This is a genomic window from Fibrobacter sp. UWH4, assembly GCF_900142475.1.
In the GTDB taxonomy this organism is placed as follows: Bacteria; Fibrobacterota; Fibrobacteria; order Fibrobacterales; family Fibrobacteraceae; genus Fibrobacter.
In genome coordinates this window covers 124,216-137,013 of record NZ_FRAY01000004.1, presented here as the reverse complement: position 1 = coordinate 137,013, position 12,798 = coordinate 124,216, and the positions used below count along the sequence as shown (strand labels likewise).

Sequence of the window (12,798 nt, the reverse complement as noted above, 5' to 3'; positions counted from 1 at the left end):
AGGTGGTGTAATGCCACTTTTTTCGTGTTTTTACGGATGCATTCTTATGCGACGCTATTTGTCGCAGTCATTGGCTATTTTTAGTGGATTGGTCAATTCTCGTTTATAATTCTGTACGGTTTCCCCATTTCTTTCATCCGGCGGATGTTTTCGCCAGTGCCTTTGCTTTTTCCGTCCCAAATCATGAGAGCCGTATCGCAGTCTTGCGCCATTTGGATGTCTTTCACATACTGGAATGCGCTGCCTGTAAGGCCTTTGGCGGCTTCTGCGCAAGAACATGCTTTTGCTCCCGTAACAAAATTATTCCTTGGTGTTTCACCGCTGCAGTAAACGATTACGTTGCTGTATCCTTTGGATTCCAGGTATTTTTGTACCGCAGCGTCAACGCCGTAACAATCTCCTACAAGAAATTCTGTACCCAGGGCAATATGCTCGTCAAGTAAAGATTTTACTTCTTCGGGCAATGCCGAAATTGACTTTGAACCGGAGATAAAAAGTTTCATCACCCCTCCTTTTTCATATAGAAGAATCGGTTCAGTTCGTGGTCAGTTCCGATTGATTCTCCATAGCAGATGGAAACCCATGGACTCGGCCACACTTTCTCAATGGCATTGACAAATGCCTTATCCCTTTCGGCAGAGTATTTGTCGAAATCGGTCGCGTTGAGAACGATGTCATTGTGGGTTAGGCATTCTTCGTGGCTGAGAAATGTCGTAAATTGTTCTAGACGGTCCTCTTGAATTTGTTTTTTGTCATCCGTAAGAATGTAGCCCGTGATATATTCCCATATTTCATTTCGCATATTCTCATCTGCGTATGAACGCTTTACCAGGGCTTTTAAGTCATTGTACTTTTGTGTTGATGTTTGAACGGTGTTCATATTCGCACTCCTTATTTTAATTTATCTTCAGAATTTAGCAGCTTCATCAACTCTATTAGTCGAAATTCATTTCTTGAAAAATGATGGTCTTGCCCTGGCACAACCACAACGTGCATGTTTTCACATTCGTGGAGCTTGAGAAGCCCTGCTAAATGTGCTGAAGGATCAAGACTCCCGAAAACGAATGTCATCATGTCTCCGTCAAATGCCTTGGCGCTGCGGCATATCCGAGTCGTGTTAATCATGAGCGGGGGATTCACCAACAGGAATCGGCTGATTTCCGGAAATAGAGATCGACCAATGCACCCGATGGAGGCGCCCATTGACATTCCCATAAAATAGATTTGGGTATGGCCACCGATTTCAAATTCCGATTTTACCACTTCGGCGAATTGCGCCATCTGGCTGATGTCAGATGATGGAGTGGACGCGCAAACCACCGAGAATCCGCACAGCTCGCGCATTTCGCAGGCAAGTTTCAGGTACTTGTTGCGATACCCATAAATGGAACCGCCTTGTCCCGCCTTTATCAGCAAAACCTTTTGACGGTCACCGCCAAAGACGAAACCGTAATCAACGTGATTTTCTCCATTGCCGAAAGGTTTAATTAAATCGAAAGTTTCTGTACCCATAATAAAGTCCTATTTATAGGGATGTTATGAATTGTTTCTCATTGCATGATCTCGCTCCATTTTATGAAACATGTTTTCTTGAGTGAATCGGCAAATGTGGCATTCGTTTGAAATTTTTTGTTTAGCGTTTTCTCGATTTTCTTTGTGTATTTGTCAAGAACAAAGTCATACACTTGCATTGCCATGTAGATATTCTTGCTGTAGTAGCGTTTGGGGCGTGGGTAAGTATTCGCAACCGATGAATCATCGTTCCATCCCTGAATGATGGAAAAACCGTGCTCTGGGTAATAGAATTCAAGAGTCTCGTCTATTTCGCGGATGGGATCGTTTCCGAAAACACGGAAGGTCTGGTCATGCTTGATGCACTTTGTCTTTTCGTCTATATGGCAAATGACGATTTGTTCCGCATCTTTGGGAATCTTGATTCCCACGATGTAGGCAAGTCTATAGATGCCGACGTCACCTCGCTCTATTTCGCCACTGAAGGCGCTTCGGCATAATGAGCATACCTCCCTATCCTCCCATAATTCATAGTCATCCTTTTTCCCCTTCGGGAAAAGGAAATAGGTGTGTTGCAGGAGTTCCTTGTCGGAATCTTTTCTATCGTCGCTCCACAGCTTGTTGAAATGCTCGATTTTTTCACATGTAATCGGTTCGGCATCTTCCCAAAGATTATCGAATAATCTTTGAAATGGCTTGTAATCCTTGGTTTCCGTTGCAATGGAATTATCTTCGAAATCATCGTAAGAACCGTCGCAATGCATTGGGCTCACGATACTGAAGGCCCTTTTTTCTCCAAGATTAACGAACAGAAGCATATCCAGGTTTTGGATATGTCTGATTTCGATATCATAATACTGCAAAAAGTCCCAAAGCGTGCGCCAATCCGGTTTGTTGAGGACATCTGTCAAAATACGGATTTTGGTACCCTCCTGAATTCGGCTCATCTCTAGCGAATCAGGATCGTCCGGGTCGTCGTCATCTTCGTCTTCGATGAACGGCCTATAATTGTCAAAAAGTCCTGGAACGTTGTCATTAAACGATGGTAACGCTACCAGGCGTTCCCCGTTCCCGGCTTCCCAAAAATTATGCATCAGGTCCATTAGGGAGAAGCTTTCGTAAACCTTGCTCCCTTTTTTGTGGCTTTTCTTGTTGCTCATAATTCCTCCTTTGTTGCTAGCCTTTTTCGGGCTTGTGATATACCGGATTAAGCATGCGTTTTAATAAGTCTGCCTTGTGTTGGTCGGGATAAGCGTCTAGTCCCTTCATAAAAGTTTTGTACTCTTTTGGCGTAAATATGTGACTGGTCCCGTTAGGTCCCAGCGTCTCCACGTAATCTTTCTTTTTTTTCATATTTGTGCTCCAGTTTTGATTTATCATCAAAATAGGTTTTTACTGCGACAAATAATGTCGTGTAAAAAATATTTTTTTACGAAAAATGCCCGCTCTAGGCGGGCTTGATAAATAGATTCCATCGCCTTAGCGAAGCTATAGAATGACGTTTGGCATTTTAATGCCAGGGATTATGGCGGTAGGTGCTGTCGAGGAAATACGAAAAGTCGCGGAGTTTTTTGCGGAGGGCGACAGGTTTGATGACTTCGGCGCTGTCGGCGTACGAAAGTACCCAGCGGAAAAGGAGCTCGTCGTTTAGGGCCTTCATCGTGACCAACAGACGGCCGTCGCGGAGTTTTTCCATCTTCATGGAGCGTTGGAACGGCTTTTCTTCGAGGTAATGCTGCGCATGGCTGCTGAACACAATTTCAACATCTTCGGCTTTCGGGTCTTGCGGCCCAAAAATGGCAGAACCGAGCTGCACACGCTTGCGCAACATTTCAAGTGTCTTTGGGTTGTCCTGAAAGGTTTCCTTGGTGAGTTCGACCTTCTGGATTCGGCGGAACTTGAGTGTGTAGGTTTCGCCGGGGTGCGACTGCGACTCGCAACCGATGTAGATTTCGCCCTGGTACAAGATGACCATCAGCGGAATTCGCATGCGAGGGATGTTGCCAGTTTCGCTGATATAGGTGACGAGGATTTTGCGGCGTTCGTGAATTGCCCGCAGAATTACCTTGAGTTTTTCGCTGGAATCTTCCTCGAACATGGGAGGGGTTCCCGCAAAAAGAATTCGCGAATTCAGGTCTTGAGCGAGCTGTTCCACGGCCTTTTTTTCGTTCGAAGGCAGGCTTTTCTGGATTTTTTCAAGCAGATCCGTGACAGTCTCGCTTGCGGCGGGGTACATGTTCGCAATGCGCTGCAGAAACACGAAATGCAGCATGGTGTTTTCAAAATTCGGAAACAACAGGTTGTCCGCCGATTTAATTGCGGACTGGTAGCGGAAAGCCCGCTGGCCACCGCTCACACGAATGTAGGTACCCCCGTTGGCGGAAGTTAGTGACTGCATGTCTCGCTGCACGTTGCGGCGCTCGTTTTCGGGGATTTCCAGAGCCGCCATCAGGTCGCTGATAGAATAGCTCCTGCCTGGATTTGAAATCAGGAGTGCGAATAATTGTAATACACGGTCTGCGCGGGTAATATCTGCCATAATATACCTCTAAAACCTAATATACATTATTACTGCGACAAATAATGTTGTCGTATCCCTATTTGCTTCATTTTTTTCATGTAAAGCTGTATAATTGCGGAAGTCTAAACAAAAATGCCCCTGCTCAGAGCTACTTGAGCGGGGGCACCTTTATTCCCAAAGAGACACAAAAGAGGGAATTGATTTTTTGATTCAACCTAACAAGCCTGAATCCGAAAGCTATGGCGACATTCAGAATTAGACTTGTCTAACTAAAAGTTGGATAAAACTAACTGTAAAAACAAGGGTAAAATGGCGAAAATAATGTAAATTTTTTCTTATAAAATTAGTCTAATCTAAATAAATACGAAATCGGTAATATTTTTAGCCTTGCCTAATTAGTTTTATTAAACTATATTAGCCTCGTCTAAATAAGGCTAGTTGATATGGACCATACAAAACTGACTCAAAGCTTAGAAGACTACTTGGAAATGGTGCACATGCTGCGCCTGGCGAACGGGCTTGCCCGCGTCAAGGATATTGCCGCGGCTCTCGGCGTGAAAATGCCGTCGGTTGCAAAGGCCATGGTGGAACTCAAGAAAATGGGCCTTGTGAGGCAGGAACCCTACAGCGGTGTAGAACTCACCGAAGAGGGAGAGCGCGTTGCTGCCATGATTTTGAACCGTCATATTCTTCTGAAGGGATTCCTGATTAAGCTGGGCGTGTCCGAGGCGATTGCCGACAAGGATGCTTGCAGTATGGAACATATCCTTTCGGCAGAAACGCTCGGTAAGATTGAAGATTTTGTGAAACCGTCGAATGCGATTGCCTCGGCAAAAGTTTCTTCGGTAAAAAAACTAAGGGTTGTCAAAAACACAAAGTAAACAGGAAGGCTCCGCTCAAGGGTTTTCCCGTTTTTATATGAGGATGATATGAGCTGTAATTGTGGTTGCGGCGGAAAGTCGCAAACGAAAAAGTGGAGTACCGAGCCCAAGTTCTCGGAACTCAAGAAGGGCGACAAGGTAGAGATCGTCGGTTATAACGAGGGCGATTCTGCTTACAAGTCCAAGTTGCTTTCGATGGGCCTTGTGCGTGGCGTTCAAATGGAAGTCTTGCAGGTGGCCCCCCTCGGCGATCCGATTGAAGTAAGCGTACTGTCTTACAGGCTCTCGCTCCGTAAAGAAGAAGCCAATGTTCTCAAGCTGAGGAGGGTATAATGGCTGCCAGAAAACTTTTGACGATTGCAATTGCCGGTAACCCGAACTGCGGTAAGACGGCTCTCTTTAACGCCCTTACGGGTGCACGCCAGCATGTGGGTAACTGGCCCGGCGTGACGGTCGAAAAGAAGGAAGGTTACTTTGAACTGGGCGACCGCCAGATTCGCCTGGTGGACCTTCCGGGTACTTACGCTTTGTTCGCAAATGCCGAAGACGAACGCGCTGCTGTCGATTACTTGCTCAGCCGCGAAGCGAGCTTGATTATCAACATCGTCGATGCGACGAACCTGGAACGCAACCTGTTCCTTACGAGCCAACTTGCCGACATGAAGATTCCGATGGTGATTGCCGTCAACATGATGGACATTGCCGAAAATCGCGGAATCCAGCTGGATCTCGACGAACTTTCTGATTTCTACGGCGTGCCGTGCATTCCGCTTTCTGCCGTGAGCGAAAAGAGCGTCACTAATTTTATTAGCCAGATGGGCCACGTGCTTGCTAGCCCGATGCCGCTCCCGAAGCAGATGGTTTACGGCGACAAGGTCGAAGAGGCCGTGAAGGTTTTGGAACCGAAGGTGGCACCGGTCGCAAAGCTTTTGGATGCGGATGCTCGCTGGGTTTCGCTCATGTACTTGGGCAACCAGAAGAGCTATGCAGACAAATTCGCCGAAGCGGGCGTAAAGCTCGACAAGGCCGAAGTCGCGAAGATTCTGGGCGAAGAGCCGGAATTTGCGATGGCTGAAAACCGCTATTCCATTTCGCATAGCGTGGCGGGCAAGGCGACTGTTTCTGTCCGCACGAAAAAGACATTCTCCGACAAACTGGATGCCGTTCTCTTGAACCGCTGGGCAGCTCTCCCCATATTCCTGGTCATCATGTATCTGGTGTTCTGGATTGCGGTCACCATCGGTTCTGCATTCATTGATTTCTTTGACGTGCTGTTCGGTGCGATTTTCGTGGATGGCCTCGGCTACCTGCTGGGCGATGTACTCGGCTGCCCCTCCTTTGTCACGGCCATTCTCGCCGACGGTATCGGTACCGGTATCCAGACGGTTTCCACCTTCATCCCGGTCATCTTCTTCATGTTCCTGTGCCTTTCGTTCTTGGAAGACTCGGGTTACATGGCCCGCGCGGCTTTCGTTGCAGACCGTTTCATGAGATTCCTCGGGCTCCCGGGTCGTGCCTTCGTGCCCATGATGGCGGGCTTCGGTTGCGGCGTGCCGGGCATTATGGGCTCCCGCGTGCTGGAATCCAAGCGTGAACGTTTCCTCACCATTTTCCTGGTGCCGTTCATGAGCTGCGGCGCGCGCCTCCCGGTGTACGCGCTGTTTGCGGCGGCATTCTTCGGCAAGATGGCGGGCACGGTGGTGTTCCTGCTTTACCTCGCCGGTGTGCTGTTCGCTATCGCTTACGGTTTGTTCCTGAAGAAGTCGCTTTTCCAGGGCCAGGCCCCTAACTTTGTGATGGAACTTCCGCCGTATCATTTGCCCAAGTTCAAGTCCCTGATGATTCACTGCTGGCAGCGCCTGCGCGACTACATCTGGCGCGCCGGTAAGGTGATTACGCTTGCCGTTGCCGTGCTCGGGTTCCTCAACAGCTTCGGCATTGTCGAGAAAATGTATGTCGATGTTGACGGCAAGACGACCGAAATCGTCCAGGCCGATGAAGGCTACCAGATGGTTCAAGAAAACGAAGCAGGCGAGGCTGAAAACGTGGCGCTCCCCGAAGGTTTCGTTGTTGACGAATCCAAGGTGGTGAAGTCAAACGAGTTCACCGCCGGTAACGGAGACTCCGAAAACAGCCTGCTTTCTGTTATCGGTAAGGCCATTACGCCGGTATTCGAGCCCTTCGGCGTCGAGAAAGAAAACTGGCCCGCATCCGTGTCCCTGTTCACGGGCCTTCTGGCCAAGGAAGCCGTTATCGGTACCATGAACTCGCTCTATTCCATGGTGGGGGAAAATGCCGATGCTCCTGCAGATGGCAAGGCCGCGGAACCGGAAGGGGAAAGCCTTCCCCTCGCTCCTGCCGCTAACGCGGCATCCGCTACCCCTTCTAGCGGGGACACCCCGCAACGTCCCGAATCGGAACAAGTTGCAGTCGCTGATTCTGCCGCCGCGGATAGCGTGAAGGCGGATTCGACAGTCGCCGCTGTTGCTGACTCCGCTGCAACTGATAGTGCTGTGGTTGCCGAAGCCGCTCCTGCCGAGGCTCCCGCAGAAGAAAAGCCGCTTATCGCAGGCGTCGACGAATGCCCTGCCGAAGAAGAGGAAGAAGGTGGCGCTCCCGACATCAAGGGCGCTGTGCTCGAAGCCCTCGGCTCGATTCCTGCTAACCTCGCCGAAGTCTTCGGTTCGCTTACCGACCCGCTGGGAACCACCGGCGAATTGGAAGGCCAGGAAGCCGCCGAACTCAAGAAAGAAACTCTGGACAAGATTACCGACGCCAAGGTGCTGACCTGCGAAGAATATGCAGCCATCGAAACCTTCGGCGAAGAAGAAGAGGATGAAAAGACCCGCGAAGCTGTGTTTGCCAAGCTCGCTGCCGCTGGCCTCGAACTCTCCGAAGACGAAATGGGCGCTCTCGAAGAAGGCGACCTTTCCGAAACCGCCGACATCTACGCGAACCTCCGCTCTTACTTCCACAATCCGGATAAGAACGGTAACCCGGTGGATGGCTTTAACTGGCAGGTGTTCGCATTCCTCATCTTCATCCTGCTCTATGTGCCGTGCCTTGCTGCCATGGGCGTGGTTGCCCGTGAAATCGGCCTCGGTCTCGCCGTCCTCATGGCGACGGTGCAGACGCTCCTTGCCTGGGCTGTGGCGGTACTCCTTTACCAGGTGCCTGTTGGTGGAAACGTGACATGGATTGTCGCTGCCATCGTGGTGCTCGTGGGTACGGGAATCTTCCTCAAGCTCTTCGGCATGAAGGCGAATAAAGAAAAACGTTTCGAAGACTAACCTTTGGAATCAAGAACAGGGCTGGTAGGCCCAAATCCTGCCAGCCCTTCATTAAAATTCTTGAATTAGATTAGTCTAATTTCTGGAACTAAACTGAAACATCTTGGCACGCATTTTGCAGCAATAGCATACAGAAGGCGATAGCCAAGCGTTTTTGTAGCACTATTTGTAAAAAACCTGACGGAGTGTTACAAAAACAGAAAATTAATCCGTCAAGGGAGAGAAAAATGAAAAACCGTTTGACGTCTAATCTTTTGTTCGGTCTTGCAGCCGCATCCTTCTTTGCTGCGTCTGCATTTGCCCAGGATGCCGCTCCTGCCGCCGAAGCCCCCGCTGCAGCGCCTGTTGCGGAAGCTCCTGCTGCAGCTCCCGCTGCTGCCCCTGCTGAAACTCAGGCCGCTGCGGCTCCTGCCCAGGAAGCCCCTGCCGCTGCTCCGGCTCAGGAAACTCCTGTCGCTGCCGCTCCTGCCGAAGAAAAAGCCGCTGAATCCGCTCCTGCCGAAAACACTAACCCGGGCGAAGTCGCTGACGCCGCCGGTAACGCTCTCGGCATGCTCAAGGCTAGCATGAACGAAGGCACTTCGGAAGCCCAGATGGAAGTCAAGTACAATGGCGAAGTGGAATTCGATGCTTACACAGGCAATGTCTGGGCAGAAGATGACCTGAACCACAGCTATGCTTCTACCTTCGACCTGAATTTTGAAGTCAAGTTCAACGAAAAGTGGTCTGCATTCGTTGGCCTCGAAGCCGACGACGAAACGACTGACCCGGCCGCCATTTACAATGGTGCCTATGTTCAGTACCAGCCGGCTGATTTCTTCGCGGTTAAGCTGGGCGACCTGACCTTCTCGGAAGGTGCATTCGTTGCCTACTATGACTACGACGATCCTGCCGATAACGCTGCCGGTATGAAGGAACACGATATCCGCGGTCTTGAAATTGACCTGGCTGGCTTCATTCTCGGTGTTGGCTTTGGTCGTGGCGATAACGACTGGGCTGACGAAGAAGGTGCCAAGGTTTACGATGTGCACGCTGCCTACGAATTCGATTATGCCGGTCAGCACTTGCGTCCGTATGTAGACTACAAGAGCTTCCAGACCACTCAGCATAACGAACTCCATGCCGGTGTCGAAGCGGGTCTCTCTCTCGGTGGTTTCGGCTTCAGGGCTGTGTATGGTTTCCATGCCGACTACCTGGGTGACGATGGCGATGTCGTGGAAGGTCAGGATTGGACTTCTACTGCCCATGCCTTCTTGGTTGAGCCGACCTTCGAAGTGGGTATGTTCGATATCAAGACGACTGCCTTCTATGCCATTGTTGACAGGGGTGATGCCGCCGAAGATGCAAGCGACCTTGACAACGGCGAAATTCCGGAATACTTCTTCGTGTATGCCGAACCGGCCTTCAAGCTTGCTGAATTCATCAAGTTCGGTATCCCTGTGGAATACCACACGCACACCTTGGATGATGACGACGAAACGGCTGCAACGTTCGATGTCGGTGGCCGCATCTACATCACTCCGGTCGAAAACCTGGAAATTACCGCTTTCGGCATGGTGGATGTCGCCGTGCAGGATAACGAAGACGATGACGCTCTGCGTTTCGGTCTTGAAACGGTGTACAGCTTCTAATTACCTCGCATAATGCGCAAAAAGGGGACTGTGGCGTTTTGTCACGGTCCTTTTTCTGTCTAAATGGAGTAGAAAAAAGTGCATCAAAAAAACTCTATTTGGCGTGCATTTGTTTGCTATTGGAGGCTTTTATGAGTAATGTAAGATCGACCGGCAAAAAATCATCGAATACGTTGGTCCGCGACCTGGTGAATGTAGGCATTTTTTCGGCGCTTTATATCGTGCTTGGATTTATGTCTTCAAGCATCGGTTATATTCCCGCATTCATTGTCATTGCGACAGCTTCTGTTGCGATAGTGACAAGCATTCCCATGTTCCTATTCTATTCGAAAATAGAAAGGCCGATACTCTGCTGCCTGCTTTTTTGCGGCATTTTCGGGGGCGCAATGTTAGTGATGGGTCAGAGCATTATCATGTTTGCGATAAGCCTTGCAGTTGGGCTACTGTCGGGAACAATTCTGAAAATCATAGGGAAAAATTTTGCTGGCTTGTACATGGCAAACATTGTCTTGAGCCTAATGAGTTCTTCAATGATGCTTCCGCTTTGGCTTGATACCGAGGAATATCTGGAATATACCCGTGGCATGTGCGACGAAGGTTACGTTGCGAAGCTGGCGGAACTTTCTAACAGCATCTGGCCCCTGGTCGGAATCTACACCTTCGGCATCTTGGGTGCCGTTATCGGTGGACTTGTGGCCCGCCGCATCATGAAAAGACACTTCGAACGAATTGGGCTTGCCCGGTGAAATTGGATCCTCGGGCAAAACTGTTCTTAACGATTGCGGGAAACAGCATCATTCTTTCCGCGCCAGTGATTTATGGCGCCATGATTGTTGTTTTGCCGGCGGTTTTATTGGTGCTTGAAAAAAGATGGCGGTTTTCCCTGCTCTTTTCTTTCTTGTACGCAATATCTGCATTCAGTTTTGATTATTTAAAAACAATGGATGTCGGGCTCGCGGGCACGCTGTTTGTCTCGACGATGATGCTTGTTTCGCATGTGATGCCGATAAGCGTTATTTTTTACTATGTCATGACGACCACCAAGGTGAACGAGTTCATGGCGGGAATGTCGCGAATGCACTCGCCGAACAAGGTAACGATTCCGCTGGCGGTGATGATTCGCTTTTTCCCCACAGTATTCGATGAAGCCCGCGATATCGGAAACGCAATGCGCATGCGCGGCATACGCCTGTTCAGTCTGCGGACCTTGAAAAATCCTTTCCTGTTCCTCGAATACAGGCTCATTCCGCTGCTGGTGTCGCTCACGAAAATCGGTGACGAACTTTCGGTGGCGGCGACGACGCGAGGCCTTTCGCCTGAAACGAGACGTAGTTGCATGGTCAAAATCGGGTTCCACGTTCAAGATGTTGTCGTGTTTGTTTATTGTATTGCGGTAATTGTAATATTTTTACTTCGTAATTAGTGCTGTTACGTCATTGCGAGCGTAGCGAAGCAATCTATCTTAATTGTCTATCCCAATTTATGAACATTACCCTCAAAAACGTCTCGTTTTCTTACACCGATTCCTTGGACAACGCCGTCATCAAGAAATTGAATTTTGAAATCAAGTCTGGCGAATGCGTTGTACTTGTGGGGGAGTCGGGTTGCGGAAAGACGACTATTTCTAAGCTGATCAACGGGCTTATTCCGCTTTATCAATCGGGAACGATGGCAGGCGATGTATTGCTCGGCGACAAGAATACCGCCGACATGACGCTTGCCGAAATTTCAAGACATGTGGGTTCCGTTTTCCAGAATCCGCGTTCGCAGTTTTTCAACATCGATACCGACAGTGAAATTGCCTTCGGCTGTGAAAACTTGGGAATGAATCCGGAAGAAATCCGGGAACGCGTGGATCGCGTCGTGAAGGAATTCCACATAGAACATTTGGCGGGCCGAAATATCTTCCACCTTTCTGGCGGAGAAAAGCAAAAAATCGCCTGCGCCTCGGTCTCTGCGACCGATCCGGAAATTTTCGTTCTCGACGAGCCCTCGGCTAATCTTGACTTGAAAACCGTCGCAGACCTCGCCGGAATCATCAAGTTCTGGAAATCTCGCGGCAAGACCGTTGTTATCGTGGAGCACCGCATCCATTACCTGCGAGACATTGCAGACCGGATTTGCTATGTAAAAGACGGCTGCATTGCGCACGAATGGACTCCCGCCGAACTCGAAGCGAAAGGCCCGGAATATGCGGCAAGCCTCGGACTGCGCTGCATGAATTTGGAACAACTTAAAAATAAGGTCCCTGAGCTTGCCGAAGGGCCGGAAAGTTCGAAGGAGCCTGCGAAGCAATCTCTTAAAGAGTCATTGCTCTTCAACAACCTCCATTTCGCCTACAACCGCAAATTCCCGGTTCTAGACATTCCGGTGCTTTCACTCCCGCGCAATCAAATCACAGCCATCATCGGCCATAATGGTGCCGGAAAATCGACGCTGGCCCAGGTGCTGTGTGGACTCCGCGGAACTTGGCAACAAAAGCGCAGGGCGCGTAAATACGGCGCATACCTGATTATGCAGGATGTGAACCACCAGCTGTTTACGGAAAGCGTCCTTGACGAAATCTTGCTGGGCATGAATCCGCAAGATGAAAACGCCGCCCAAGAAATCCTTGAAAGGCTTAACCTGAAAGATTATGCTAGCTGCCACCCGATGGCGCTTTCGGGCGGTCAAAAGCAACGCGTGGCTATAGGCAGTGGCGTTTCTAGCGGTCGCGAAATTGTCGTGTTCGACGAACCTACCAGCGGCCTGGATTACAAACAAATGCTGGCCGTATCGGCGACTCTCCAGAATTTGGCAGCCACTGGAAAAACGCTACTCGTGATTACTCACGACCCCGAATTCATTCTAAACTGTTGCGACAATGTTATACGCATGGAGCACGGAAAAATCGCGGAACAGTATCTGCTGCAAGGCAATCAGGAAAAGTTGATTGATGCTATGCTGAATGCATAGCGGATTTT

Annotated in this window: 13 protein-coding genes; 7 read left to right on the top strand and 6 right to left on the bottom strand. The window is 49.6% G+C overall.

All coding sequences use genetic code 11. The features are described 5' to 3' along the window. Positions 1-92: 92 nt before the first annotated feature. From BUA93_RS08580 to BUA93_RS08555, 6 genes are all read right to left on the bottom strand, one after another. Complete coding sequence (locus BUA93_RS08580; protein ID WP_072978757.1) at positions 93-503, bottom strand: hypothetical protein; 411 nt, start codon at positions 501-503, stop codon at positions 93-95. Beyond that, positions 503-880: a hypothetical protein gene (locus BUA93_RS08575; RefSeq protein WP_072978756.1), complete on the bottom strand. Its 378-nt coding sequence runs from the start codon at positions 878-880 to the stop codon at positions 503-505. The genes BUA93_RS08580 and BUA93_RS08575 overlap by 1 nt, the downstream gene beginning before the upstream one ends. 11 nt (positions 881-891) lie before the next feature. Further along, positions 892-1,512, bottom strand: coding sequence for an alpha/beta hydrolase (locus BUA93_RS08570; protein WP_072978755.1), 621 nt, complete (start codon positions 1,510-1,512; stop codon positions 892-894). A 38-nt stretch (positions 1,513-1,550) separates the two neighbouring features. Next, a complete protein-coding gene (locus BUA93_RS08565) occupies positions 1,551-2,672 on the bottom strand; it encodes a hypothetical protein (RefSeq protein ID WP_072978754.1) in 1,122 nt (373 codons plus the stop codon). Positions 2,673-2,688: 16 nt separating this feature from the next. After that, positions 2,689-2,865 (bottom strand): hypothetical protein, encoded by a 177-nt coding sequence (locus BUA93_RS16280; protein WP_175547411.1) that lies wholly within the window; start codon positions 2,863-2,865, stop codon positions 2,689-2,691. A 157-nt stretch (positions 2,866-3,022) separates the two neighbouring features. After that, complete coding sequence (locus tag BUA93_RS08555) at positions 3,023-4,051, bottom strand: helix-turn-helix transcriptional regulator (protein ID WP_072978752.1); 1,029 nt, start codon at positions 4,049-4,051, stop codon at positions 3,023-3,025. A gap of 425 nt (positions 4,052-4,476) precedes the next feature. On the opposite strand from BUA93_RS08555, the gene BUA93_RS08550 reads away from it, so the two are divergent. From BUA93_RS08550 to BUA93_RS08520, 7 genes are all read left to right on the top strand, one after another. After that, positions 4,477-4,914 (top strand): metal-dependent transcriptional regulator, encoded by a 438-nt coding sequence (locus BUA93_RS08550; protein WP_072978751.1) that lies wholly within the window; start codon positions 4,477-4,479, stop codon positions 4,912-4,914. Between the two features lie 48 nt (positions 4,915-4,962). Continuing rightward, positions 4,963-5,247 carry a FeoA family protein gene (locus BUA93_RS08545; protein WP_072978750.1) on the top strand — a complete coding sequence of 95 codons (285 nt, stop codon included), beginning with the start codon at positions 4,963-4,965 and terminating at the stop codon, positions 5,245-5,247. Further along, a complete protein-coding gene (gene feoB / locus BUA93_RS08540) occupies positions 5,247-8,204 on the top strand; it encodes a ferrous iron transport protein B (RefSeq protein WP_072978749.1) in 2,958 nt (985 codons plus the stop codon). The genes BUA93_RS08545 and feoB overlap by 1 nt, the downstream gene beginning before the upstream one ends. Before the next feature lie 227 nt (positions 8,205-8,431). Beyond that, entirely contained in the window at positions 8,432-9,835 is a 1,404-nt protein-coding gene (locus BUA93_RS16275) for a hypothetical protein (RefSeq protein ID WP_175547410.1), read from the top strand. Positions 9,836-9,966: 131 nt separating this feature from the next. After that, positions 9,967-10,581 (top strand): MptD family putative ECF transporter S component, encoded by a 615-nt coding sequence (locus BUA93_RS08530; RefSeq protein WP_072978980.1) that lies wholly within the window; start codon positions 9,967-9,969, stop codon positions 10,579-10,581. Continuing rightward, entirely contained in the window at positions 10,578-11,258 is a 681-nt protein-coding gene (locus tag BUA93_RS08525) for an energy-coupling factor transporter transmembrane component T (RefSeq protein ID WP_072978747.1), read from the top strand. The genes BUA93_RS08530 and BUA93_RS08525 overlap by 4 nt, the downstream gene beginning before the upstream one ends. A gap of 59 nt (positions 11,259-11,317) precedes the next feature. Next, positions 11,318-12,790: an ABC transporter ATP-binding protein gene (locus tag BUA93_RS08520; RefSeq protein ID WP_072978746.1), complete on the top strand. Its 1,473-nt coding sequence runs from the start codon at positions 11,318-11,320 to the stop codon at positions 12,788-12,790. The last annotated feature ends 8 nt before the right edge of the window (positions 12,791-12,798 follow it).